The organism is Ornithinimicrobium jinqii, assembly GCF_045032595.1.
In the GTDB taxonomy this organism is placed as follows: domain Bacteria; phylum Actinomycetota; class Actinomycetes; order Actinomycetales; family Dermatophilaceae; genus Ornithinicoccus.
This window is the reverse complement of sequence record NZ_JBJFZS010000016.1, coordinates 100196-123252: the sequence shown is the minus strand read 5'-3', so window position 1 is coordinate 123252 and position 23057 is coordinate 100196. Positions and strand designations below refer to the sequence as shown.

Genomic DNA, 23057 nt, shown 5'->3' with positions numbered 1-23057 from the left:
CCCTAGACCTGGTCTGCCTTGTCGACCGCTCCGCCGTAGCGCCGGTCGCGCGAGGCGTACTGGTCGATAGCCGCCCACAGGTGCCGCCGGTCGAAGTCAGGCCACAGCGTGTCGAGGAAGACCATCTCGGCGTAGGCGCTCTGCCAGAGCAGGAAGTTGGAGGTGCGCTGCTCCCCCGAGCTGCGGACGAACAGGTCCACGTCGGGCACCTCGGGGTGGTAGAGGTAGCGCCCGATCGTCCGCTCGTCGATCCCGCGCGGCGACAGCCGACCGTCCCGCACGTCCTCCCCGATCCGGCGCACGGCGTCGGCGATCTCCGCCCGTCCGCCGTAGTTGACGCAGAAGTTGAGGGTGATGACGTCGTTGTCCCGGGTGCGGCGCTCGGCGTCCTGCAGCTCGGAGATCACCGACCTCCACAGCCGGGGCGTGCGGCCGGACCACACCACCCGCACGCCCCAGGAGTCGAGCTCGTCGCGACGCCGGTGGATCACGTCGCGGTTGAAGCCCATGAGGAAGCGCACCTCGTCCGGGCTGCGGCGCCAGTTCTCCGTGGAGAAGGCGTAGGCGCTGATGCAGGTGACGCCGATCTCGATGGCACCGGCGATGACGTCGAGCAGGCTCGCCTCCCCCGCCTCGTGGCCCTGGGTGCGCTTGAGACCACGCTCGTTGGCCCAGCGCCCGTTGCCGTCCATGACGATCGCGACGTGCCGGGGCACGAGGTCCCGCGGAACCTCCGGCGGGCGCGCCCCCGAGGGGTGCGGGAAGGGCGGCTGCGCGACGCGGCGGCTGCTCATGACTCTCAGGAGGTCCTCTCGACGTGGCGCAGCGACCGCACGCCGCGCTCCAGGTGCCACTGCAGGTAGGCGGCGACCAGACCGCTCGCCTCGTGGCGGTGCCGGCTCTGGCTGACGTCCGCCACGGACCAGTCGCCGGTGAAGAGGGCACCCAGCAGCACCAGCGTCTCCGGCGCGGGCGCGGACGACCCGGGCGGACGGCATACCGGGCAGACCGACCCGCCCGAGGGGACGTGGAAGGCCCGGTGCGGCCCTGTCATCCCGCACCGCGCGCAGTCGAGGAAGGAGGCCCGCCACCCGGCGATCGCCAGCGCCCGGACCAGGTAGGAGTCGAGGACGAGGCGCGGGTCGTGCTCGCCCGCCGCGAGCGCGGACAGCCCGCCGGCGAGCAGGCGGAAGTGCTGCACCGCCGGCTGGCCCTCCTCCGTCAGCTGCTCGCAGGTCTCGAGCATGACGTTGGCCGCGGTGAACGCCGGGTAGTCGCGTGCGATGGCCTCGCCGTAGGCGGCCAGGGAGTCGGCCTGGGTGATGGTGTCGAGGTTGCGACCCTCGTAGCACTGGACGTCCACGACCATCCCCGGCTCCAGGCGCGCCCCGAACTTCGACCTCGTGCGGCGGACCCCCTTGGCCACGGCCCGCACCTGTCCGCGCCCGCGCGTCAGCAGGGTGACGATGCGGTCTGCCTCGCCCAGCTTGTGCGTGCGCAGCACGACGGCGGCCTCGCGGTAGGTGGGCATGGGTCCATTGTCCCCCTCCGCGACGCGGTGCGACGGCAGCGCGCCGACGCTAGCGGTGTTCGCACAGGTGTTCTATGCTGGCAGTCATGATGCTGCAGGGGTCGCTGCTGGACCAGGTGGAGGAGGTGGGCCTGCGCACGCTCGGCGCGACGGTGCGGCGCACGGTCCTGGGCGACGGTGCCTGGCTCGACGTGCGGCCGGGCTGGCTCACCGGCGCCGACGAGCTGTTCGCCCGCCTGACGCCCGATGGCCCGGCCGGGGTGGACTGGCACGCGGAACGGCGCCAGATGTGGGACCGCGAGGTGGACACTCCCCGTCTGCTGCGGTTCTACGGCGAGGGCGAGCGCTGGCCCGACCCTGTCCTGGAGCAGGCCCGTCAGGACCTGAGCGCGTACTACGCCACCGAGCTCGGCGAGCCGTTCCGGACCGCCGGCATGTGCCTCTACCGCGACGGCCGCGACAGCGTCGCCTGGCACGGCGACCGGGTCGGGCGCAGCAGCACGCAGGACACGATGGTCGCCATCGTCAGCCTCGGCGCGCCGCGGGCGCTGCTGCTGCGGCCCCGTGGTGGCGGGGCGAGCACGAGGTATGTCGTGGGGCACGGGGACCTGCTGGTGATGGGTGGGTCCTGCCAGCGCACCTGGGACCACTGCGTGCCCAAGACCAGGCAGCCGGTGGGGCCGCGCATCAGCATCCAGCTCCGGCCCCGCGGCGTGCGCTGAGCCAGCGTCCTGCCAGGTGTCACACGGCCTGGCGGCCGATCCGGGCGTGGAGCAGCTCGCGCACGGCGGCCGCGTCCCGGCAGGTCAGCGCCCGGTCGGCCAGCTCTCGGAAGCCCCGGGCCGAGCCGGTGCGCAGCCGCTCCTTGACCATCGGGACGGTCGCGGCCGACGCGCTGAGCTCGTGCACGCCCAGGCCCACGAGCAGCCCCACCACGTCCGGGTCGGCGGCCATCGCGCCGCAGACCCCGAGGACGACGCCGGGCGGCAGGTGGTCCGCGACGTGCCGGACGAGCTGCAGGACAGCAGGTTCGAGAGGGTCCGACCACGGGCTCAGGGTGGTGTTGCCGCGCTCCGCCGCCAGGGTGTACTGCGCGAGGTCGTTGCTGCCGATCGACACGAAGTCGAGGTCGGCGGCCAGCTCGCGGATCCGCAGGGCCGCGGCCGGCACCTCGACCATGATGCCCACGTCGAGACGGGCCGCCACCTCCGCCAGACCGGCCCGTGCGGCCGCCCGCTCGAGCAGGCGGCGCATGGCCACGACGTCGTCGGCCGTCGTCACCATCGGGAACATCACCCGCACCCGACGGTCGACCGCGACCCGGCAGATCGCCTCGAGCTGGTCGAGGAGGAGCGCAGGGTCGGCAGCGAAGGCCCGCACGCCCCGGGCCCCGAGGAAGGGATTGTGCTCCACCCTCCCGGGGATGAACGGCAGCGACTTGTCCCCGCCGACGTCCCAGGTGCGGATGGTCACCGGGTGGGGCGCGTAGGCGTCCGCGATCGCCGCATACACCTCGGTCTGCTGCTCCACGCTCGGCGCGTGACGCCACTGCGCGAAGACGGCCTCGGTGCGGACCAGGCCGGAGCCCTCGGCGCCCAGACCGGCGCCCAGGCGGGCGACGGCCAGGCTGGAGACGTTGGCGCGGACCGCCACACCGAGCCCGTCGGTGGTGGCCGCAGCCACGTGGGCGTTGTCGATCGCGTGCCGGCGCTCCCGCCGACGGCCCTCGAGCATCGTCTCGAAGGTGGCCCGGCGCTCGTCGTCCGGGTCGATCTCCAGGATCCCGGTGCGCACGTCGAAGGCGATGATGGTGCCCTCCGGCACGTCGACGGCGTCCCCGGCACCGGTGAGCACCGGCACCCCTCGCGATGAGGCGATGAGCACGCCGTGCCCCGTGCCGCCTCCGCGGCGGGTGATGACCCCCTGGACGGTCGACGCGTTCAGCGAGATGGCCAGCGCCGGGTCCAGCTCGTCGACGACCAGCACACCCTGGCCCAGCACCTCGGGCTCCTCGGCCCCCATCAGCACACGCAGCACCCGCTCCCCGATGCTGTGCACGTCCTGGCCCCGCTCTCGCTGGTAGGGGTCGGGCAGATCCGCGAAGCGGCGGGCGGCGTCGTCGACGGCGTCGGACCAGGCGCGGGCCCCCGAGGCCCCGCCCGCGATCCGTTCCTCCACGTCGGCATGGATCTGGGGGTCCGAGAGCAGCACGGCGTGGGCCTCGAAGACCTCGGCCTGCCCCTCGCCGAGGTGCCGTCTGGCATGCCCGGCGAGCTCCCCGAGCTTGGCGACGGCCAGCTTCACGGCCTCGCGCACCGCACGGCGCTCCGTGTCCGGGTCGGCCGCCACCCTCAGGTCGGGGTCCAGCGGGGCCTCGATGCGGACGACGGGTCCGATGGCCGCGTCCAGCCCGGAGCCGGCGATGCCCGGCTCCTCGGACACCGCCGGAGCCAGCCTCGTGGCCTCCTCGAGCGGCTCGAGCGCGGCGGGCAGGTCGCCGAAGCCCGACGCGGCGAGCTCGGACAGACGACCCAGCACCTCTGCCGCCCGGGGGCCCTCCGCCTCGACGAGCAGCACGTGCCCCTGCCGCGCGTCGAGGGTCGCCACCCCCGAGAGGCTGAGCGCGTCGACGGGGCCACGTCCCGACGTCAGGTTGCGGACCATCACCCGGGTCTGCGGGGCGACCTCGGCCGCCACCCCCACGAGGCGGGCCGCGGGCCGGGCGTGCAGCCCGTGCTCCGCGACGACGGACAGCTCGGCGGCGCGCCCGGACGGCAGGGCGGGAACGGACCCCCCTGCCGGCCGCGGCGGGTCGCAGCCCAGGTGCGCGATCTTGGGAGCCAGGCCCACCTCCGCCTCGTGGGCGCAGGTGTGCAGGTCCGCGCCCGAGGCTGCCGCGACGACGGCCGCCACCAGTCCCTCGACGACCGGTGCCGGGCTGAGCCGGACCCGACCGGCCACCTCGGGCGGGACCAGCTCCAGCGCCATCTCGGCCGACAGCACGGCGCTGCCGAGGTCGAGGAGCACCAGGACCCCTGCACCGGCGGACGCCTCGTCGGCCCGCACCAGGGCCTGCGCGACAGCACCGGCGTCGGTGCCCAGGGTGGTGCCGTCCAGGCCCGCGGCCACCCCGACGTGCAGGCCCTCACGCCCGGTCACCATCTGGGTGGCCAGCTCGACGGCCGCCGACGCCAGTGCCCTGCTGTGGGAGACGACGACGAGGGCGATCACGGGTCTCAGGCGAGCGTGTCTGCGGCAGCCTGCAGGATGAGGGCCGCACTGCTCGCACCGGGGTCGACGTGCCCGGCGCTGCGCTCCCCCAGGTAGGATGCCCGGCCCTTGCGCGCCACCAGCGGCTCGGTGGCGTCGCGTCCCTGCGCTGCCGCGTCGGCCGCGGCCTGCAGGCAGTCGGCGAGCGACCGGCCTGCACGGGTGGCCTCGTCGAAGGTGGCGACCGCCGGCGCGAGAGCGTCATACATCGTCTTGTCGCCGACCTCGGCCTTGCCGCGCGCGACGACGCCCTCCGCCCCGGCACGCAGGGCCTGGGCAAGCTCCAGCGGCCCGGCGTCGGTCGTGGCGCCCAGCGGTGCGGCCAGTCGCAGGAAGAAGGTGCCGTAGAGCGGCCCGGCAGCACCGCCGACGGTGCTGACCAGGGTCATGCCCACCTTCTTGAGGTAGGCCTCGATGCCGGTGAACTGCTCCTCACCGGCCAGCTCGGCGCAGCGGCCGAAACCGCGGGCCATGTTGGTGCCGTGGTCGCCGTCGCCGATGGCACGGTCGAGGTCGGTCAGGTGCTCGGCCTGGTCCGTCACGGCCGCGGCGGCGGCAGCCACCCAGGACTGGAAGGCGGTCAGATCAGCCATGTCTTCCTCTCACAGTGACCATCTCAGGCCGGGGGTGTTCACGGGAGCATCCCACAGGCGGACGATCTCGTCGTCCGCCCGCAGGACGGTGACCGAGCAGCCGGCCATCTCCAGGGAGGTGACGTGGTTGCCGACCAGGGTGCGGGCGACGCGGAGACCGGCCGCCTCCAGGAGGGTGTGGACCTCGTGGTACATCAGGTAGAGCTCCATCAGCGGCGTGCCGCCCATGCCGTTGAGCATGACGACCACCGGGTCTCCGCGGTCGGGAGCCAGGTCGGTGAGCACCGGCTCGAGCAGGGCGGCAGCGACCTCCCGTGCCGGACGCAGCAGGACCCGCTCGCGCCCGGGCTCCCCGTGGATGCCGATCCCGAGCTCGATCTCGTCCTCGGCGAGGGAGAAGGTCGGCAGGCCGGCCGCCGGCACGGTGCCGGAGGTGAGGGCCACCCCCATCGAGCGGGCCCGGTCGTTCACCCGTCGGGCCAGCTCGGCGCACTCGGCCAGCGGGCGACCCTCCTCCGCGGCCGCTCCCACGATCTTCTCCACGAGGACGGTGGCCCCGACGCCCCGGCGTCCTGCGGTGAAGAGGCTGTCGTGGACAGCCACGTCGTCGTCGACGAGGACCGTCTCGACCTGCAGACCCTCGTCGTCCGCGGTCCCCGCGACCAGCTCTGCGGCCATCTCGGCGTTGAGCACGTCCCCGGTGTAGTTCTTGACGACGTGCAGCACCCCGGCCCCGCCGTCGGCGAGCCGGAAGGCGGCGACCATCTGGTCCGGCACCGGAGAGGTGAAGACCTCCCCGCAGCAGGCGGCGTCGAGCATGCCGCGCCCCACGTAGCCCGCGTGCAGCGGCTCGTGCCCAGCCCCTCCGCCGGCGACGAGCCCGACCTTGCCCGGGGTGGCGCCCTCGCGGCGGCTCACCACGCGCAGGCCGAGATCGACCGCGAGCCGGTCGGGATGCGCGGCGGCCATCCCGGCCAACGACTCGACGACCACGTCGGCGGGGTCGTTGATGAGCTTCTTCATGGGGTCACTCTGCCAGTCTCCGCGGGGCTCGTCCGCTAGAACCCTAGGCGGTCGAGCTGCTTGGGGTCGCGCTGCCAGTCCTTGGCCACCTTGACGTGCAGGTCGAGGTAGACCCGGTGGCCGAGCAGCGCCTCGATGCCCTGCCTGGCGGTGGTCCCGACCTCTCGCAGCCGGGATCCGCCCCGGCCGATGATGATCGCCTTCTGGCTGGGGCGCTCGACGTAGACGTTGACGCGCACGTCGCTGATGGGGTCGCCCTCGGGACGGTCCTCGCGGGCCACGATCTCCTCGACCTGGACCGCGAGGCTGTGCGGCAGCTCGTCGCGCACGCCCTCCAGGGCGGCCTCCCGGACGAGCTCGGCGATCATGACCACCGCCGGCTCGTCGGTGAGCTGGTCGGAGGGGTAGAGGGCCGGCGAGGCGGGAAGGTAGGAGGAGAGCACGTCGGCCACCTCGTCGACCTGGTCGCCGCGCACCGCCGAGCAGGGGATGATCGCGGCCCAGTCGCCGAGCCGGTCGATGCCGACCAGGTGCTCGGCGAGCCGGTCACGGGTGACCTTGTCGGCCTTGGTCGCGATCGCGACGACCGGCACGCGGTGGACCCGGTGCAGCTCGATGAGGTCGTTCGCGATGTAGGTGTCGCCGGGGCCGATCCGCTCGTCGGCGGGCATGCAGAAGCCGATGACGTCGACGGTCAGCAGCGTCTCGCGCACGAGGTGGTTCAACCGCTTGCCCAGCAGCGTGCGCGGGCGGTGCAGCCCGGGCGTGTCGACGAGGACCAGCTGCGAGGTGTCCGTGGTGCGGATCCCGCGGATCGTGTGCCGCGTGGTCTGCGGCTTGGACGAGGTGATCGCCACCTTCGACCCGACCAGGGCGTTGGTCAGCGTGGACTTGCCGGCGTTGGGCCGACCGACCAGGCAGGCGAACCCGCTGCGGTAGGCCGCGCCGGTCGTCCCGGGCGCGTCGGCGCCGTCGCCCCCGGTGGTGTCGGGGTGGGGGGTGTCAGTGGGCACGGCTCTCCTCGGTGAACTGGGTGACCACGCTCTGCCCGTCGCCGGGCTGCTCCTGCTGGCCGCGCCGGTGGTCAGGGTGGTCGGGCTGCTCCTCGGTCGGCGGCAGCCGGCGGACCAGGACGGTGGCGACTCGGCGACGCCGTCCCGCCATCCGTTCGGCCGTCAGCTCCAGGCCGGCGACCTCGCCGACCGCGCCCTGGATGGGCACCATGCCGAGGGCGGTGGCGAGCAGGCCGCCGACGGAGTCGACGTCCTCGGTCTCGATCTCCACCTCGAACATCTCGGCGAGGTCGTCGACGGGCAGGTTCGCGGGCACCCGTACGAGCTCGGTCCCGTCGTCGGCGACGACGGTCTCGGTCTCGATCTGGTCGCGGTCGTACTCGTCGTTGATCTCGCCGACGATCTCCTCGACGATGTCCTCGATGGTGATGAGTCCCGCGGTGCCGCCGTACTCGTCGATGACGATCGCGACGTGCTGGCGACCCCGCTGCATCTCCTTGAGCAGGTCGGCGACCCGCTTCATCTCCGGCACGCGCTGGACCGGCCGCATCACCTCGGTGACGTGGACCCCCCCGGCCGACCCGGGGCTGTGGTTGACCTGGCGGGCGACGTCCTTGAAGTACAGCATCCCGAGCACGTCGTCGGTGTCCTCGCCCACGACCGGGACCCGGGAGAAGCCGGAGCGCAGGAAGAGCGACATCGCCTGCCGCAGGACCTTCTCGGACTTGATCGCCACGAGGTCGGGGCGCGGCACCATGACCTCGCGGGCGACGGTGTCCCCGAGCTCGAAGATCGAGTGGATCATGTCGCGCTCGTCGTCCTCGATCACGGCCGACTCGCCCGCGAGGTCGACCAGCTCGCGGAGCTCGGTCTCGGTGGCGAACGGGCCGTCGCTGTAGCCGCGGCCCGGCGTGACCGCGTTGCCGAACAGAACGAGCAGCTGCGCCAGCGGGCCGAGGACGAGCCGCAGCAGCCGGACGACCGGGGCGGACGCGAGCGCGAGCGCGTCGACGTGCTGGCGGCCCAGGGTGCGGGGCGAGACGCCGACGACGACGAAGGAGACGAGTGCCATGATCCCCACCGCCCACAGGGCGGTCTGCCAGTGGGAGTCGGTGACCGTGTCCACGGCGACCGTCACCGCGACCGCGGTGGCCGCCTCGGCCGTGACCCTGACGAAGGTGCTGACCGCCAGGTAGGGGCCGGGGTCGGTCGCGATGCGCGCGAGGGCGCGGGATCCGGAGCGCCCCTCGAGGGCGAGCTGGTCGGCGTGGTGCCGGCTGACACGCTGCATGGCGGTCTCGCCGGCGGTGAGCAGGAAGGTGATCGCCGTCGTCAGGAGAGCGATCGCCACCAGGGGAGTCATCGCTGCCCCGCCTCCGGCGCCGCCGTCGTGGACCGTCCGCGCTGGGCGAGGAAGGTCAGCAGGAGGGTGCGCTGCAGGTCGAACATCTCGCGTTCCTGGTCCGGCTCCGCATGGTCGAAGCCCAGCAGGTGCAGGATGCCGTGCGTGGTGAGCAGGAGGAGCTCGTCACCGACGGCGTGACCGGCGGCCGCCGCCTGGGTCCGCGCGACCGAGGGGCACAGGACGACGTCGCCCAGCAGGCCGGGCGCGGGCTCCTCCCCCTCGCGGCCGGGCCGCAGCTCGTCCATGGGGAAGCTCATCACGTCCGTGGGGCCGGGCAGGTCCATCCACCGCTCGTGCAGGGCCGTCATCGCCGGCTCGTCGACGAGGGTGATGGTCAGCTCGGCACGCGGGTGCACGCGCAGCTGCTCGAGCACGTGGCGTCCCAGGTCGGCCAGCTCCTGCTCGGGCACCGGCGCGGGGACCTCCCCCGACTCGTTGAGGATCTCGACGCTCACGCGTGGTCCCCCTTGGCCGCACGCCTGCTGCGTCGTTCGTCGTGCCGCTCGTAGGCGTTGACGATCTCGCCGATCAGCCGGTGGCGCACGACGTCGTCGCTGGTCAACCGTGCGAAGTGGATGTCGTCGACCTCGTCCAGGATCTCCTGGACCACCTTGAGGCCGGACTGGGTCCCGCCCGGGAGGTCGACCTGCGTGGTGTCCCCGGTGACGACCATCTTGGAGCCGAACCCGAGTCGAGTGAGGAACATCTTCATCTGCTCGGGCGAGGTGTTCTGGGCCTCGTCGAGGATGATGAAGGCGTCGTTGAGCGTGCGGCCCCTCATGAAGGCCAGCGGCGCGACCTCGATCGTCCCTGAGGCCATGAGCTTGGCCATCGAGTCGGGGTCGACCATGTCGTGCAGCGCGTCGTAGAGCGGCCTCAGGTAGGGGTCGATCTTGTCGTTGAGCGTGCCGGGCAGAAAACCCAGGCGCTCACCGGCCTCCACCGCGGGGCGGGTGAGGATGATCCGGTTGACCTGCTTGGCCTGCAGAGCCGCGACCGCCTTGGCCATCGCGAGGTAGGTCTTGCCGGTGCCCGCCGGACCCAGGCCGAAGATGATCGTGTGCTCGTCGATCGCGTCGACGTAGTGCTTCTGGTTGAGCGTCTTGGGGCGGATGGTGCGGCCCCGGTTGCTCACGATGTTCATCGACAGGACGTCCACGGGCCGCTCGGTCGTCGAGGCGCGCAGCATCCCGATCGAGCGCTCGACCGCGTCCCGGTTGAGCGGCTGCCCGGTGCCGGCCACCGCGACCAGCTCGTCGAGCAGCCTCTCCGCCAGGGCCATCTCGCCTGTCTCGCCGGCCAGCCGGACCTCGTTGCCGCGCACGTGCACGTCGAGCTTGGGAAAGGCTCTCTCGATGGTGCGGAGCAGCTCGTCGCGCGGCCCCAGGAGGGCGACCATGGCCACGTCCTGGGGGATCACGACGGTGTGGGTGGGCACGCCCGGGTGGGCGGGACTGGCGGGTTGCGCTTCTGTCATCAGGACGTCAGTCTATGCGTCTGCGGCACGACCGCCGGGCGAGCGCGCGCGGCGCTGAGCACGGACAGCAGCCCCACACCGACCGCCACGACCAGCGTGCCCACGAAGGCCGTGTGGGGGTCGGAGGAGTAGGAGAGGCCGAAGATGACGCCGGTGAGTGCCAGCGCGGCCGCACCGGTGAGGGCCTCCCCCACCTGCAGCGCCGAGGAGTTGCGGCCGATCTCGGCCGGGGGCGAGAGCCGCATCGTCAGCAGCGAGGTCGTGGGGTAGGCCAGCCCGACGCCCAGGGTGGCCACGCCGTAGACCAGCACGACGACCCAGCCCGGCCCCGAACGCTCGACGGTGACCGCGAGCGTGAGCATCATGACGACGAAGATCAGGGTGCCGGCCCACATGACCCGGTAGCGGTCCGTCTGGTCCCCCAGCCGTCCCTGCACCCACGACCCGAGCGCCCAGGCCACGGAGGCGACGGCCAGCACCGCGCCTGCCTCCGCCGGCGAGTAGCCGTGCTGGTCGCGCAGGAGGAGCGGCAGGTAGGCCTCGGCGGCCAGGAAGGAGCCGCCCATCGCCGCCCGGACGCCGATCACCGACGGCAGACCCCGGGCGAGCACGAGCGTCCCCACTGGCAGCAGACGCCGGCTCGCCAGCCCCAGGAGCACGACGACGACGGCGCCGACCACCCACTCCGCGCCCTCGACCGCCTCGCCGGCCAGGTTCAGCAGGCCGACCCCGAGGGCCGCGACCACGGCCCAGACGATCGTGGAGGGACGAAGGTAGGGGGCGTCGTCGCCGGCCCGGGTCCCGGCCAGCGCCCGCCAGAAGACGAGCAGGGCCACGCCCACCAGGGGTGTCACGCCGAGGAAGACCCACCGCCACGAGAGGTGCTCGACCAGGAACCCCGTCAGCAGCGGGCCGACCAGCCCCGGCACCACCCACGCCGCCGCGAGCAGCGAGAACACCGCCGGTCGCTGCGCGTCGGGGATCCGCTGCGCGATCACGACATACACCGCGACGGTGGACAGACCGGTGCCCAGGCCCTGCAGCCCCCGGCCCGCCACGAAGACCGACATCGTCGGCGAGAGCCCGGCCAGCACCAGGCCGGCCGCGAAGAGCAGGACGCCGGCGACCACGACCCGCTTCGGGCCGCCGTGGTCGCTCCACCAGCCGCCGACGATCATCCCGACGACGCTGGCCGCGACGGTCGCACCGAAGGCCATGTTGTAGAGGTGGTAGCCGTCCAGGGCAGCCGCGACCGTGGGCATCGCAGCACCGACGGCGATGTACTCGAGCGCGAACAGCGCGATCAGCGCTGCTGACCCGACCGAGGCGCTGCGCAGCCCCGGGGCGAAGATCGAGACGGGCCCGGCGCCCTCGACGGGCACGCGGGTGGCGGCGCTCACCGCCACCCCGACCGGGTGTGCAGTGCCGAAAGGGCCGCGGCCCCCGCGGTGGAGGTGCGCAGGACGGTCCGTCCCAGCCGCACCGGGCGGGCGCCGGCAGCGGTCAGCGCCTCGAGCTCGGCCGGGGTGAGGCCCCCCTCGGGACCGACGACCAGGAGCAGCTCGCCCCGGGACGGGATGTCGACGGTGGTCAGCTGCTCCTCGGCGTCCTCGTGGAGCACGAGCGCCAGGGTCGCCGCGCCCGCCCGCGCGACCAGCGCCCCGCGGTCCGCCAGCGGCGCCACCGCGGGGATGCGTGCCCGGCGCGCCTGCTTGGTGGCGGCGAGCGCGACCTGCTGCCACCTGCGGTGGGCCTTGTCCGCCCGCTCCCCCTTCCACCGCACGATCGAGCGGTCCGCCTGCCAGGGGACGATCTCGTCGACGTCGAGCTCGGTGGCCGCCTCGACCGCCATCAGGTCGCGGTCGCCCTTGGCGAGGGCCTGGACGAGCACCAGCCGCAGGTCCGGTCCGAGCTCCTCGCGCACGTCGTGCACGTCGAGGTCGAGCGCGCCCCGGTGGGCGGTCGTCACGGTGCAGGTCGCGATCCTGCCGGCACCGTCGCCGACGAGCACCGGCTCTCCGGGGGCCAGCCGCTGGACGTCGGCGGCGTGCCGACCCTCGGGGCCGTCCAGGTGGAGCGATGTGGTCCCGGGGGCGAGGGTGCCCGGCGGGACGAGGAAGAGGGGCGCGGTCACCGGCTCACCGGCCGCGGAGCGCGTCCCAGAACTTGCCGGCGCGGCCGTGCGACTGCCCGGCGGTGCTCAGCCGCCCGTCCGGCCGGGTCTCCCCGCGCTCCTCCGCCAGCCTCTCGAGCAGCTCGCGCTGGGTGTCGGTGAGGCGCGTGGGCACCCGGACGTCCAGGTGGACCACGACCGACCCGCGGCCCTGGGCGCGCAGGTGGGTCACCCCCCGCTCCGGCAGCGTCACGGTCTCGCCCGGCTGCGTGCCGGGCTCGACCTCGACGTCGACGAGACCGTCGAGGGTCTCCACCGGGATGGTCGCTCCCAGCGCGGCCGCGGTGACCGGCACCTCGACGCTGCAGTGGAGATCGTCGCCGCGACGGTGGAAGGTGTCGTGCGGCTCGACCGCGATCTCGACGTAGAGGTCTCCGGCAGGGCCTCCGTAGGGTCCGACCTCACCCTCGCCGGCGAGCTGGATCCGCGTGCCGCTGTCGACGCCGCCGGGGACCTTCAGGGTGAGGTCCCGCCGGGTGCGGACGCGCCCCTCGCCGGAGCAGTCGAAGCAGGGGTGCTCGATGACGTCGCCGTAGCCGCGGCAGGCCTGGCACGGGCGCGAGGTCATGACCTGGCCGAGGAAGGAGCGCTGCACCTGCTGCACCTCGCCCCGCCCTGCGCAGACCTGGCACGTGCGGGTGCCGCTGCCGGGCTGGGCGCCCGAGCCGGTGCAGGTGGAGCAGACGATCGCGGTGTCCAGGGTGAGGGTCTCCTCGCCACCGAAGACCGCGGTGCGCAGCTCGACGTCGAGCCGGACGAGCGCGTCGTGGCCGCGCTGCACCCGGGAGCGCGGACCGCGCTGGCCGGCGGCGGTGCCGCCGAAGAAGGCGTCCATGATGTCGCTGAAGGAGAAGCCCTGGCCGAAGCCGCCGGTGGTGCCGCCGTAGGGGTCCTGCCCGCGGTCGTAGGAGGCGCGCTTGCCCTCGTCACCCAGCACGTCGTAGGCCTGGGAGACCTGCTTGAACTCGGCCTCGGCGTCGGCTCCCGGGTTGACGTCGGGGTGCAGCTGGCGAGCCTTCTTGCGGTAGGCCTTCTTGATCTCCTCGGGGCTGGCGTCGCGGGAGACACCGAGGTCGGCGTAGTAGTCGTTCACAGCGTGGGGTGTCCTTGGGTGGTCGGTCTTCGGGCACGGGTTCGAGGGGTCCAGCAGGAGTCAACGACGCGCGGCGCCCAGGTATGCCGCGCGCGTCGGGTCATTCGTCCAGGATGTCCGCCACGTAGTGGGCGACGGTGCGCACGGCGGCCATCGCCTGGGGGTAGTCCATGCGGGTGGGTCCGACGATCCCCAGCCCGCCGGACACGCCATACCTGGTCGAGATCACGGAGGTGGTGCGCAGGGGTTCGTAGGGGTTCTCGCCGCCGATGCTCACCGCGATCGCGTCGAGGTCGGCGAGGGTGGACACGCTGCCCATCAGCCGCAGCAGCACGACGTGCTCCTCGAGGGCGTCCAGGACGGAGGAGAGGGAGGTGGGGAAGTCGCTGCCGGAGCGCGCGAGGTTGGCGGTGCCCGCGAGCACGACCCGTTCCTCGGTCTGCTCGTCCAGCGCCTCGGCCAGGGCCCGGGCGACGGCCACGGCCACCGGGCGGTCGTCGGGCGCGACACCGTCGACCACGGTCGCCAGCCGGCCGGGGACGGCGGCCAGCGCCTCACCCGCCGCCTCGGCGTTGACCCGCTGGCGCAGGTCCGCGACCAGCTGCTCGGCTCCGGTGAGGTCGCGGCCCACGTCGACGACCCGCTGCTCGACGCGGCCGGTGTTGACGATGAGGACGACCATGAGGCGGGTGCCACCCACGGGCACGAGCTCGACGTGGCGCACCGTGGAGCGGGACAGGCTGGGGTACTGCATGACCGCGACCTGGTGGGTCAGGCTGGAGAGCAGACGGGTGGTGCGCAGCACGACGTCGTCCAGGTCGACGGCACCGTCGAGGAACCGCTCGATCGCCGTGCGCTCGGCGCGGGTGAGGGGTTTGACCGAGGAGAGACGGTCCACGAAGAGGCGGTACCCGGCGTCGGTGGGGATCCGCCCGGCGCTCGTGTGCGGCGCCGTGATCAGGCCCTCCTCCTCGAGAACGGCCATGTCGTTGCGCACCGTGGCGGCCGACACACCCAGCTGGTGGCGCTCCAGCAGGGCTTTGGACCCGACGGGCTCGGAGGTCCGCACGTAGTCCTGCACGATCGCGCGCAGGACCTCCAGACGACGGTCGTCACTCATGGGTCACCTCCCCGCGTTGGCACTCCAGGACACAGAGTGCCAGTCTACCGCGCCCACCAAGCCCCGGACCTCGCGTCACACCTCGCGCGGGTGCGTCATCTCCGCGGGGACCACCCAGGCGTCGAACTCCTCGTCGGTCACGAAGCCGCTGCGCACCGCCGACTCGCGCAGGGTCAGGCCCTCCTGGTGCGCGGTCTTGGCGATCTGCGCCGACCGGTCGTAGCCGATGTGCGGGTTGAGCGCGGTCACGAGCATGAGGTTGCGCTCGAGGTTGGCCTCGATGCGCTCGGTGTGCGGCTCGATCCCCACGGCGCAGTGCGCCGTGAAGCTGCGGCACCCGTCGGCGAGGAGACGCACCGACTCCAGCACCGCGTGGGCCATCACCGGCTTGAAGACGTTGAGCTGGAAGTTGCCCTGGCTGCCGGCGAAGGCGACGGTCGCGTCGTTGCCGAAGACCCGGGTCACGACCATCGTCAGCGCCTCGCTCTGGGTGGGGTTCACCTTGCCCGGCATGATGCTCGAGCCCGGCTCGTTCTCCGGGATGGTGATCTCGCCGATGCCGGTCCGCGGCCCGGAGGCCAGCCACCGCACGTCGTTGGCGATCTTCATCAGCGCTCCGGCCAGCGTGCGCAGGGCGGCACTGACCGCGACGAGCTCGTCGTGCGCCGACAGCGCGGCGAAGTGGTTGTCGGCGACCCGGAACGGCTCGCCAGTCTCCTGGGCCAGGTGCGCCGCGGTCCGGGCGCCGAACTGCGGGTGGGCGTTGAGGCCGGTGCCGACGGCCGTGCCGCCGATCGCCAGCTGGTGCAGCCCCTCGTGGGCCGACCGCACCTGCCCGAGCCCGAAGTCGAGCTGCGCCACCCAGCCACCGATCTCCTGGCCGAGGGTCAGGGGGGTCGCGTCCTGGAGGTGGGTGCGCCCGGTCTTGACGACGTCGGCGAACCGCTCGGCCTTGGCCGCCAGCGTCTCGCGCAGCTCCTCCACGGCCCCGTAGAGCCGCTCGCTGAGCTCGAGCGCGATCGCGACGTGCATCGCAGTCGGGAAGGTGTCGTTGGAGCTCTGCCCGCGGTTGACGTGGTCGTTGGGGTGCACGGTGCGGTCGGCGCCCAGCTCGCCGGTGAGGATCTCGTCGGCGCGGTGGGCGATGACCTCGTTGGCGTTCATGTTGCTCTGCGTGCCGCTGCCCGTCTGGAAGACGACGAGCGGGAAGTGGTCGTCGAGGTCGCCTCTGACGACCTCGTCCGCCGCCTGGACCATCGCGGCACGGGCGGCGTCGTCGAGGGCGTCCAGCTCGCCCAGCTCGGCGTTGGCCAGGGCCGCGGCCTTCTTGAGCAGGCCCAGCGCCCGGACCATCGGCCGCCCCCACACGAAGCTGTCCCGGCCGATGTCGAAGTTGCCGAGACTGCGCTGCGTCTGGGCCCCCCAGTAGCGGTCCGCGGCAACCTCGACGGCGCCCATGCTGTCCTTCTCGGTGCGAGTGCTCATGCACCCGACGGTATCCCCCACCGGACGCGCGTCCGCGCCGGACCGGACGCGCGGTATGGCGTGACGCGTGCCGCGCGCGCCTCACCACCACCCCCGCCGGCACGGCATACCCTCTGGCCCGTGACCGATCGCTATGGCTCTGACGCGCTCGCCGGCGACTGGCGTGCCCCCCGACGGGGTCGCGCCCAGGACGTGGAGGCGGTGCGCGGGCTCGTCGTGGAGGACGTGCAGACGGGCTGGTGCGGCGCGGTCGTGAGCGTGGAGAAGGCGGGCGGCATGCGGGTCGTGCACCTGGAGGACCGCCGAGGCCGCAGCCGGGGCTTCCCGCTGGGGCCGGGGTTCCTGCTCGAGGGTCGTCCGGTCGTCCTCACGGTGCCGACCGCCGAGCGACGCGCGCAGGTCCTCGCCGCCGAGCAGGCCGCGAGCCGGACCGCCAGCGGCTCCGTCGCGGTCCGCGGTCAGCGGGCCAGGGTCGCGAGCGGCTCGCGGATCTGGGTGGAGGGCAGGCACGACGCCGAGCTCGTGGAGAAGGTCTGGGGCGACGACCTGCGCGCCGAGGGGGTCGTCGTGGAGATGCTCGACGGCGTCGACGACCTGGCCTCCGAGATCCGCGCCTTCGCGCCGACCCGCGTCCGACGTCTCGGCGTGCTGGTCGACCACCTCGTCCCGGGCACCAAGGAGACCAGGATCGTGCGCGAGGCGGAGCGGGTGAGCCCGCACGCGCTGATCCTCGGCCACCCCTACGTCGACGTGTGGCAGTCGGTGAAGCCGGCCCGGCTGGGCCTCGGGCGCTGGCCCGTCATCGAGCGCGGGAGGTCGTGGAAGCACGGGGTGCTCCAGGAGCTCGGGATGCCGCACTCCACCCAGACGGACGTGGCGCTAGGCTGGAGAAAGATCCTGGCCACGGTGCGTTCCTTCAGTGATCTGGAACCAACGCTGCTCGCCAGCGTCGAAGAGCTGATCGACTTCGTCACCGCACCCGTCGACACCGAGGAGTGACCGAGATGAGCCAGTACCCACCCAGCCCGCCGCCGCCCGGCGGCCAGCCCTACCCCACCGGAGCACAGGTCCCCGCCGACGGCGAGGAGCGCACGATGATGATGCTGGCACACCTGTCGGCCCCCATCTCGTTCCTGCTCAGCGGAGCCTGGCTGCCCTTCCTCGGGCCGTTGCTCGTGTGGCTGTTCTACAAGGACCGCAGCAGCGCCGTGCGCGTCGCCGCCGCGGGCGCCTTCAACTTCAACGTCTCGATGACGATCGCGTCCTGGGCCGTCTGGCTCTCGGTGATCCTCACCCTGGGCATCGGCTTCCTGTGGGCGATCCCGATCTGGATCGTGCTCCTCGTCGTCCAGGTCTGGGCCCACGTCAAGGGCGCGATGATGGCTTCCCGCGGCGAGGTCTACACCTACCCGTTCCAGATCCGGATCCTCAGCTGAGGCCAGCACTCCGGTCGCCCGGCCCGGCGTGTCAAGACGACACGCCGGACCGGCGCGTTTTTTCCGGTGAACCCCTTGCGGACGACCCGCAGCAGGAGTAGAACTGTCGTTACGCAAGTCCGCAAGGACGAGCGGGTCGCAAGACCAGTCGAGGATTCGAACGTCCGACCAGGTGCCTCGCGCACCGATGTCGTGACACTCCTGGTGGTGCAGGAGTCGAGCCTAGCGATCCCTTGCGCACCGTCCAGCGCACCACCACTGGTCGTGGCCCGTTTCGCGAACTCATACTTCGCGAAACGGGCCACACATCTCTCCGGCACCGTCCTGCTGTGGCAGGACCAGGCCCTGCTGGCTCATACCCGGCAGGGTCTGTTGTCGTTCTTACCCCTCGCCGGCACCGCGGACGTGTCAGGGGTATGGCGTGTCGGTGAACTGCTCGGGTCGCGTCGGTCGCGTCGGTCGCTCGGTCTCACGCCAGCAGGCGGTGGACCACCGTGTCGGCGAGGAGCCGGCCCCGCAGGGTGAGGACCACCCTGCCCCTCAGCGCTGCGGCACCGTCCACGAGCCCGTCGGCGATCAGCCCCGCCACCGCCAGCCGCCCGGCCGGGCGCAGCACCGTCGTGGGCAGCCCGTCGGCGAGCCGCACCCCCAGCAGCACCGCCTCGTCGTGGCGCTGGTCCTCGTCCAGGACCTCCCGTGCGTGGGCCGGGCTGCGGCCCTGGGAGAGGCGCTCGGCGTAGGCCCGGGGGTGCTTGACGTTCCACCACCGCAGCCCGCTGACGTGGCTGTGCGCGCCCGGCCCGACGCCCCACCAGTCGCCGCCGCGCCAGTACGCCAGGTTGTGGACGCACCGTGCCCCGGGGTCGCGGGCCCAGTTCGAGATCTCGTACCACGCCAGGCCACCGGCCCCCAGGAGAGCGTCGGCGAGCTCGTACTTGTCAGCCTCGTCGTCGTCCTGGGGCGCCGGGACCTCGCCGCGCCGCACCTGCCCTGCGAGCCGCGTCCCCTCCTCGACCACCAGTGCGTAGGCCGAGACGTGGTCCGGCTCCAGCGCCAGCGCCGTCTCCAGGCTGTGCCGCCAGTCCGCCAGGGTCTCCCCCGGCGTGCCGTAGATCAGGTCGAGGCTGACCTGCATCCCGGCCGCCCGCACCGCCTCGACGGCGCTGCGGACACCTGCCGGGTCGTGGGTGCGGTCCAGCGTCCGCAGCACGCGCGGCACGGCCGACTGCATGCCCAGGCTCACGCGCGTGAAACCGCGCTCGGCCAGCGTCTGCGCCACCCGTGGCGTGACCGTGTCGGGGTTGGCCTCGGTCGTGACCTCCGCCCCGGGCGCCAACCCCCACCGGCCGCGTATGTCGTCGAGCAGGTCCCCGAGCGTGTCCGGCGGGAGCATGGTCGGGGTGCCGCCGCCGACGAAGACCGTCGACACCGCCGGCGGACCACCCGCCGCGAGCACCCGGGACGCGAGCTCGAGCTCCGCGTGCGCCGCGGTCACGAAGTCGCCGGTCTGGCTGCCCCCCAGCTCGTCGAGGGTGTAGGTGTTGAAGTCGCAGTAGCCGCACCGCACCCGGCAGAAGGGAACGTGCAGGTAGACCGCGAACGAGCGTGACCCCATACCCTCCAGCACAGCGTCGGGCAGGGTCCCGTCGGGGGGTGCGGGGTCTCCCGGCGGGAACGCGGACGGCATACCTGCCAGTCTCCCACCCGGCCGGCACCGGGCCGCGCGTGTCTCCGTCCGTCCACCTGCCCTTCCCCGGCCCACGCTAGGGTCGGCGTGTGCAACAACGTCTTCGGGAGTACATCGACGCGCTGCGGGACGAGGGCTACACCGTCCGTGACGACCAGGGGTCGGACCCGGACCTGATCACGCCCGACGGCAGCGCCGTCGACACCTGGCGCGAGGACTACCCCTACGCCGAGCGGATGACCCGGGACTACTACGAGGTCGAGAAGTGGCTGCTGCAGGTGGAGCTGCTCAAGTTCCAGTACTGGGCCAAGGACAACGACACCCGCCACATCCTGGTCTTCGAGGGTCGTGACGCGGCCGGCAAGGGGGGCTCGATCAAGCGCTTCATGGAGCACCTCAACCCCCGCGGGGCACGGGTCGTGGCGCTCAACAAGCCGACCGAGGTCGAGGCCGGCCAGTGGTACTTCCAGCGCTACGTCCAGCACCTGCCGACGGCCGGGGAGATCGTGCTCTTCGACCGCAGCTGGTACAACAGGGCCGGCGTCGAGCGGGTGATGGGCTTCTGCTCCCAGCAGGAGTACGACCTGTTCATGCAGCAGGCGCCGGTGTTCGAGAAGATGCTCATCGACTCCGGCGCCACGGTCACGAAGTTCTGGTTCTCGGTGACCCGGACCGAGCAGCGCACCCGGTTCGCCATCCGCCAGCTCGACCCCGTGCGGCAGTGGAAGCTCTCGCCGATGGACCTGGAGTCCCTGGACCGCTGGGACGACTACGGCGCGGCCAAGGAGGCGATGTTCCGCGGGACGGACACCGACTGGGCACCGTGGATCACGATCAAGTCCAACGACAAGAAGCGGGCCCGCATCAACGCGATGCGCCACTTCCTGAGCCAGTTCGAGTACGAGAACAAGGACCACGACGTCGTCCTGCGACCCGACCCGCGGCTGGTCAAGCGCGCCCGCGACGCCGTCGGCGACTGAGGTCGCGGGTGCACCGCCGGTTCAGCGCGGTGCGTAGGCCAGGTCGGTGATCCGCCGGCCCCTGGCCACGCCCTTGCGCTCGAACCGCGTGACCGGACGCAGTGGTGCCCGGTCGGTCGAGACCAGCGTGAACCCGTCGTGCGCGTCCAGCACCGTGCGCATCGCCCCCGCGTAGTCGTCCCAGTCGGTCGCCAGGCGCCAGGTGCCGCCCGGCGCCAGCAGCCCGAGCACGGTGTCGGCGAGGTCCGCGTCGACGATGCGCCGCTTGCGGTGCTTGGTCTTGGGCCACGGGTCGGGGAAGTAGGTCCACACCTCCTGGACCGAGCCCGGCGAAAGGGCCGTGCCCAGCGCGACCGCCGCGTCGGCCTCGACGATCCGCACGTTGGGCAGCGCCTCGGCACCCATCTTGGCCATGCTGTGCCCGATCCCCGGACGCCAGACCTCGAAGGCGACGAAGTCCCAGTCCGGCCGCCGACGCGCACCCTCGACGAGCGCGTCGCCGGAGCCGCTGCCGATCTCGACGACCAGCGGGGCGTCCCGGCCGAAGACCGCCACGGGGTCGAGCCGGTATGCCGTGTGGACCAGGGTGGACCGAATGCCGGGCTGGAGGGGCACCTCGAGCAGCACCCGGTCGCCGAGCCGGTCGAAGGCTCGCTGGTGCGCCTCGGGCATCCGACCGCCGCGGCGGGTGAAGGAACGCGTCCGGGCCAGCGGTCGCGGGCCGATGGCCGGGTGGGCGAGCCTGTGGTGGCCGGGCGGGGGTGCCAGGGGTTGAGGTGCCAGGGGTTGGGGTGCCAGGGGTTGGGGTGCCAGGGGCGGGGGCCCGCTCACTTCTTCCCCTTCTCCCCTGCGCCCTCGTCCTGGGAGAGCGCGGCGATGAAGGCCTCCTGCGGCACCTCGACGGAGCCGACCATCTTCATCCGCTTCTTGCCTTCCTTCTGCTTCTCCAGCAGCTTGCGCTTGCGGCTGATGTCTCCGCCGTAGCACTTGGCGAGCACGTCCTTGCGGATCGCGCGGATGGTCTCGCGGGCGATCACCCGGGCCCCGATCGCGGCCTGCACCGGCACCTCGAACTGCTGCCGTGGGATGAGCTCACGCAGCTTGGAGACCATCTGCACGCCGTAGGCGTAGGCCTTGTCGCGGTGGACGACCGAGCTGAACGCGTCGACGGTCTCGCCCTGCAGGAGGATGTCGACCTTGACGAGGTCGGCCTCCTGCGAGCCGTCGGGCTCGTAGTCGAAGGACGCGTAGCCGCGGGTCCGGGACTTCAGGGCGTCGAAGAAGTCGAAGACGATCTCGGCCAGCGGGAGGGTGTAGCGCATCTCGACCCGCTCGGGCGAGAGGTAGTCCATGCCGCGCAGGGTCCCGCGCCGGCTCTGGCACAGGTCCATGATCGTGCCGATGAACTCGCTCGGGGCCAGGATGGTCCCGCGCACCACCGGCTCGGTGATGGACGCGATGCGACCGGCCGGGAACTCGCTCGGGTTGGTGACGTCGACGCGGGTGCCGTCGTCGAGCTGCACCTCGTAGCCGACGTTCGGGAACGTGGAGATGAGGTCGAGGTCGAACTCGCGCTCCAGCCGCTCCCGGACGATCTCCAGGTGCAGCATGCCGAGGAAGCCGACGCGGAAGCCGAAGCCCAGGGCCGCGGAGGTCTCCGGCTCGTAGACCAGGGCCGCGTCGTTGAGCTTGAGCCTGTCCAGCGCGTCGCGCAGGATCGGGTAGTCCGAGCCGTCGATGGGGTAGAGCCCGGAGAAGACCATCGGCCGAGGGTCGTGGTAGCCGCCCAGGGCCTCGGTGGCCATCCGCCCGGCCCCGGTGACGGTGTCGCCGACCTTGGACTGGCGGACGTCCTTCACCCCCGTGATCAGGTAGCCCACCTCCCCCACACCCAGGCCTTTGGACGGCACCGGCTCGGGGCTGATGACCCCGATCTCGAGCAGCTCGTGGGTGGCCTTGGTCGACATCATCGCGATCTTCTCGCGCGGCGAGAGGTGCCCGTCGATGACCCGCACGTAGGTGATGACGCCGCGGTAGGTGTCGTAGACCGAGTCGAAGATCATCGCCCGTGCCGGAGCGTCCGCCACGCCCTGCGGCGGCGGCACGAGCTCGACGATCCGGTCGAGCAGCGCGGCCACGCCGACACCGGTCTTGCCGGACACCTGCAGCACGTCGGCCGGGTCGCACCCGATGAGACCGGCCAGCTCCTCGGCATACCTCTCCGGCTGAGCGGCCGGCAGGTCGATCTTGTTGAGCACCGGGATGATCGTCAGGTCGTTCTCCATGGCCAGGTAGAGGTTGGCCAGGGTCTGCGCCTCGATCCCCTGCGCGGCGTCGACGAGCAGGACCGCCCCTTCGCCGGCCGCCAGGCTCCGGCTCACCTCGTAGGTGAAGTCCACGTGGCCGGGGGTGTCGATCATGTTGAGGATGTGCGTCGTCCCCGCAGACTCCCACGGCATCCGCACGGCCTGGGACTTGATCGTGATGCCGCGCTCGCGCTCGATGTCCATCCGGTCGAGGTACTGCGCGCGCATGTGCCGCTGGTCGACGACCCCGGTCTCCTGCAGCATGCGGTCGGCCAGCGTGGACTTGCCGTGGTCGATGTGGGCGATGATGCAGAAGTTGCGGATGATCGCCGGTGGGGTGGACGCAGGCTGGGGCACCAGTTCAGGGTGGGCGAGCGGGGACAGGATCAGCACCTCGGGTCGGCTGGCGGTCGTGTGCGGGGGGACTCTTCCCAGTGTCCCACGGCCCGGGCACCGGTCGGCAAC

At 72.5% G+C, this 23057-nt stretch carries 21 protein-coding genes; 4 read left to right on the top strand and 17 right to left on the bottom strand.

Annotated features, from left to right (window positions below; all coding sequences use genetic code 11):
* Positions 1–2 precede the first annotated feature (2 nt).
* Both ACI3ET_RS07310 and recO read right to left on the bottom strand, forming a co-directional pair.
* Positions 3–794, bottom strand: coding sequence for an isoprenyl transferase (locus tag ACI3ET_RS07310; RefSeq protein ID WP_405032342.1), 792 nt, complete (start codon positions 792–794; stop codon positions 3–5).
* 5 nt (positions 795–799) lie between these two features.
* Positions 800–1531 (bottom strand): DNA repair protein RecO, encoded by a 732-nt coding sequence (gene recO, locus ACI3ET_RS07305; RefSeq protein ID WP_405032341.1) that lies wholly within the window; start codon positions 1529–1531, stop codon positions 800–802.
* Positions 1532–1617: 86 nt separating this feature from the next.
* Between recO and ACI3ET_RS07300 the strand changes: the two genes are divergently transcribed.
* Positions 1618–2253: an alpha-ketoglutarate-dependent dioxygenase AlkB gene (locus ACI3ET_RS07300; RefSeq protein WP_405032340.1), complete on the top strand. Its 636-nt coding sequence runs from the start codon at positions 1618–1620 to the stop codon at positions 2251–2253.
* Positions 2254–2272: 19 nt separating this feature from the next.
* Here the strand turns inward: ACI3ET_RS07300 and ptsP are convergent, their stop codons facing one another.
* The 12 genes from ptsP to fumC form a co-directional block, all read right to left on the bottom strand.
* A complete protein-coding gene (gene ptsP, locus ACI3ET_RS07295; protein WP_405032339.1) occupies positions 2273–4762 on the bottom strand; it encodes a phosphoenolpyruvate--protein phosphotransferase in 2490 nt (829 codons plus the stop codon).
* A gap of 5 nt (positions 4763–4767) precedes the next feature.
* Positions 4768–5394, bottom strand: coding sequence for a dihydroxyacetone kinase subunit DhaL (dhaL, locus tag ACI3ET_RS07290; RefSeq protein WP_405032338.1), 627 nt, complete (start codon positions 5392–5394; stop codon positions 4768–4770).
* Between the two features lie 9 nt (positions 5395–5403).
* Positions 5404–6417 carry a dihydroxyacetone kinase subunit DhaK gene (dhaK, locus tag ACI3ET_RS07285; RefSeq protein WP_405032337.1) on the bottom strand — a complete coding sequence of 338 codons (1014 nt, stop codon included), beginning with the start codon at positions 6415–6417 and terminating at the stop codon, positions 5404–5406.
* Between the two features lie 35 nt (positions 6418–6452).
* Complete coding sequence (gene era / locus ACI3ET_RS07280) at positions 6453–7334, bottom strand: GTPase Era (protein ID WP_405032386.1); 882 nt, start codon at positions 7332–7334, stop codon at positions 6453–6455.
* Positions 7335–7419: 85 nt separating this feature from the next.
* Entirely contained in the window at positions 7420–8793 is a 1374-nt protein-coding gene (locus tag ACI3ET_RS07275; RefSeq protein ID WP_405032336.1) for a hemolysin family protein, read from the bottom strand.
* Positions 8790–9290, bottom strand: a complete 501-nt coding sequence (ybeY, locus tag ACI3ET_RS07270; RefSeq protein WP_405032335.1) for an rRNA maturation RNase YbeY — start codon at positions 9288–9290, stop codon at positions 8790–8792. Before ybeY ends, ACI3ET_RS07275 begins: the two co-directional genes overlap by 4 nt.
* On the bottom strand, positions 9287–10312 hold the full coding sequence (locus ACI3ET_RS07265) for a PhoH family protein (RefSeq protein WP_405032334.1): 1026 nt from the start codon (positions 10310–10312) through the stop codon (positions 9287–9289). The genes ybeY and ACI3ET_RS07265 overlap by 4 nt, the downstream gene beginning before the upstream one ends.
* Complete coding sequence (locus ACI3ET_RS07260) at positions 10312–11712, bottom strand: MFS transporter (RefSeq protein ID WP_405032333.1); 1401 nt, start codon at positions 11710–11712, stop codon at positions 10312–10314. The genes ACI3ET_RS07265 and ACI3ET_RS07260 overlap by 1 nt, the downstream gene beginning before the upstream one ends.
* Positions 11709–12446 (bottom strand): 16S rRNA (uracil(1498)-N(3))-methyltransferase, encoded by a 738-nt coding sequence (locus ACI3ET_RS07255; RefSeq protein WP_405032332.1) that lies wholly within the window; start codon positions 12444–12446, stop codon positions 11709–11711. Before ACI3ET_RS07255 ends, ACI3ET_RS07260 begins: the two co-directional genes overlap by 4 nt.
* Before the next feature lie 4 nt (positions 12447–12450).
* Positions 12451–13578 carry a molecular chaperone DnaJ gene (dnaJ, locus tag ACI3ET_RS07250; RefSeq protein ID WP_405032331.1) on the bottom strand — a complete coding sequence of 376 codons (1128 nt, stop codon included), beginning with the start codon at positions 13576–13578 and terminating at the stop codon, positions 12451–12453.
* Positions 13579–13678: 100 nt separating this feature from the next.
* Positions 13679–14698 (bottom strand): heat-inducible transcriptional repressor HrcA, encoded by a 1020-nt coding sequence (gene hrcA, locus ACI3ET_RS07245; RefSeq protein ID WP_405032330.1) that lies wholly within the window; start codon positions 14696–14698, stop codon positions 13679–13681.
* A gap of 75 nt (positions 14699–14773) precedes the next feature.
* Positions 14774–16183 (bottom strand): class II fumarate hydratase, encoded by a 1410-nt coding sequence (fumC, locus tag ACI3ET_RS07240; RefSeq protein WP_405032329.1) that lies wholly within the window; start codon positions 16181–16183, stop codon positions 14774–14776.
* Between the two features lie 120 nt (positions 16184–16303).
* On the opposite strand from fumC, the gene ACI3ET_RS07235 reads away from it, so the two are divergent.
* A complete protein-coding gene (locus tag ACI3ET_RS07235) occupies positions 16304–17182 on the top strand; it encodes a DUF3097 domain-containing protein (protein ID WP_405032328.1) in 879 nt (292 codons plus the stop codon).
* A 5-nt stretch (positions 17183–17187) separates the two neighbouring features.
* Positions 17188–17619 (top strand): DUF4870 domain-containing protein, encoded by a 432-nt coding sequence (locus ACI3ET_RS07230; RefSeq protein ID WP_405032327.1) that lies wholly within the window; start codon positions 17188–17190, stop codon positions 17617–17619.
* 469 nt (positions 17620–18088) lie between these two features.
* Here the strand turns inward: ACI3ET_RS07230 and hemW are convergent, their stop codons facing one another.
* The gene (gene hemW, locus ACI3ET_RS07225) at positions 18089–19306 is read right to left on the bottom strand and encodes a radical SAM family heme chaperone HemW (protein ID WP_405032326.1); all 1218 of its coding nucleotides are present in this window, start codon (positions 19304–19306) and stop codon (positions 18089–18091) included.
* Positions 19307–19395: 89 nt separating this feature from the next.
* Here hemW and ppk2 point away from each other — a divergent pair, with 89 nt between their 5' ends.
* The gene (ppk2, locus tag ACI3ET_RS07220; protein ID WP_405032325.1) at positions 19396–20286 is read left to right on the top strand and encodes a polyphosphate kinase 2; all 891 of its coding nucleotides are present in this window, start codon (positions 19396–19398) and stop codon (positions 20284–20286) included.
* A 21-nt stretch (positions 20287–20307) separates the two neighbouring features.
* On the opposite strand, the gene trmB is transcribed toward ppk2, so the two are convergent.
* Positions 20308–20958 carry a tRNA (guanosine(46)-N7)-methyltransferase TrmB gene (trmB, locus tag ACI3ET_RS07215; RefSeq protein WP_405032324.1) on the bottom strand — a complete coding sequence of 217 codons (651 nt, stop codon included), beginning with the start codon at positions 20956–20958 and terminating at the stop codon, positions 20308–20310.
* Positions 20959–21113: 155 nt separating this feature from the next.
* The gene (lepA, locus tag ACI3ET_RS07210; protein WP_405032323.1) at positions 21114–22949 is read right to left on the bottom strand and encodes a translation elongation factor 4; all 1836 of its coding nucleotides are present in this window, start codon (positions 22947–22949) and stop codon (positions 21114–21116) included.
* Positions 22950–23057: the final 108 nt, after the last annotated feature.

Excerpts from the sequence above, each read along its gene's own strand:
- ACI3ET_RS07310 (WP_405032342.1), bottom strand. The coding sequence starts at position 794 with ATGAGCAGCCGCCGCGTCGCGCAGCCGCCCTTCCCGCACCCCTCGGGG.
- recO (WP_405032341.1), bottom strand. The coding sequence starts at position 1,531 with ATGCCCACCTACCGCGAGGCCGCCGTCGTGCTGCGCACGCACAAGCTG.
- ACI3ET_RS07300 (WP_405032340.1), top strand. The coding sequence starts at position 1,618 with ATGATGCTGCAGGGGTCGCTGCTGGACCAGGTGGAGGAGGTGGGCCTG.
- dhaL (WP_405032338.1), bottom strand. The coding sequence starts at position 5,394 with ATGGCTGATCTGACCGCCTTCCAGTCCTGGGTGGCTGCCGCCGCCGCG.
- dhaK (WP_405032337.1), bottom strand. The coding sequence starts at position 6,417 with ATGAAGAAGCTCATCAACGACCCCGCCGACGTGGTCGTCGAGTCGTTG.
- ACI3ET_RS07275 (WP_405032336.1), bottom strand. The coding sequence starts at position 8,793 with ATGACTCCCCTGGTGGCGATCGCTCTCCTGACGACGGCGATCACCTTC.
- ACI3ET_RS07265 (WP_405032334.1), bottom strand. The coding sequence starts at position 10,312 with ATGACAGAAGCGCAACCCGCCAGTCCCGCCCACCCGGGCGTGCCCACC.
- hrcA (WP_405032330.1), bottom strand. The coding sequence starts at position 14,698 with ATGAGTGACGACCGTCGTCTGGAGGTCCTGCGCGCGATCGTGCAGGAC.
- fumC (WP_405032329.1), bottom strand. The coding sequence starts at position 16,183 with ATGAGCACTCGCACCGAGAAGGACAGCATGGGCGCCGTCGAGGTTGCC.
- ACI3ET_RS07230 (WP_405032327.1), top strand. The coding sequence starts at position 17,188 with ATGAGCCAGTACCCACCCAGCCCGCCGCCGCCCGGCGGCCAGCCCTAC.
- hemW (WP_405032326.1), bottom strand. The coding sequence starts at position 19,306 with ATGCCGTCCGCGTTCCCGCCGGGAGACCCCGCACCCCCCGACGGGACC.
- trmB (WP_405032324.1), bottom strand. The coding sequence starts at position 20,958 with ATGCCCGAGGCGCACCAGCGAGCCTTCGACCGGCTCGGCGACCGGGTG.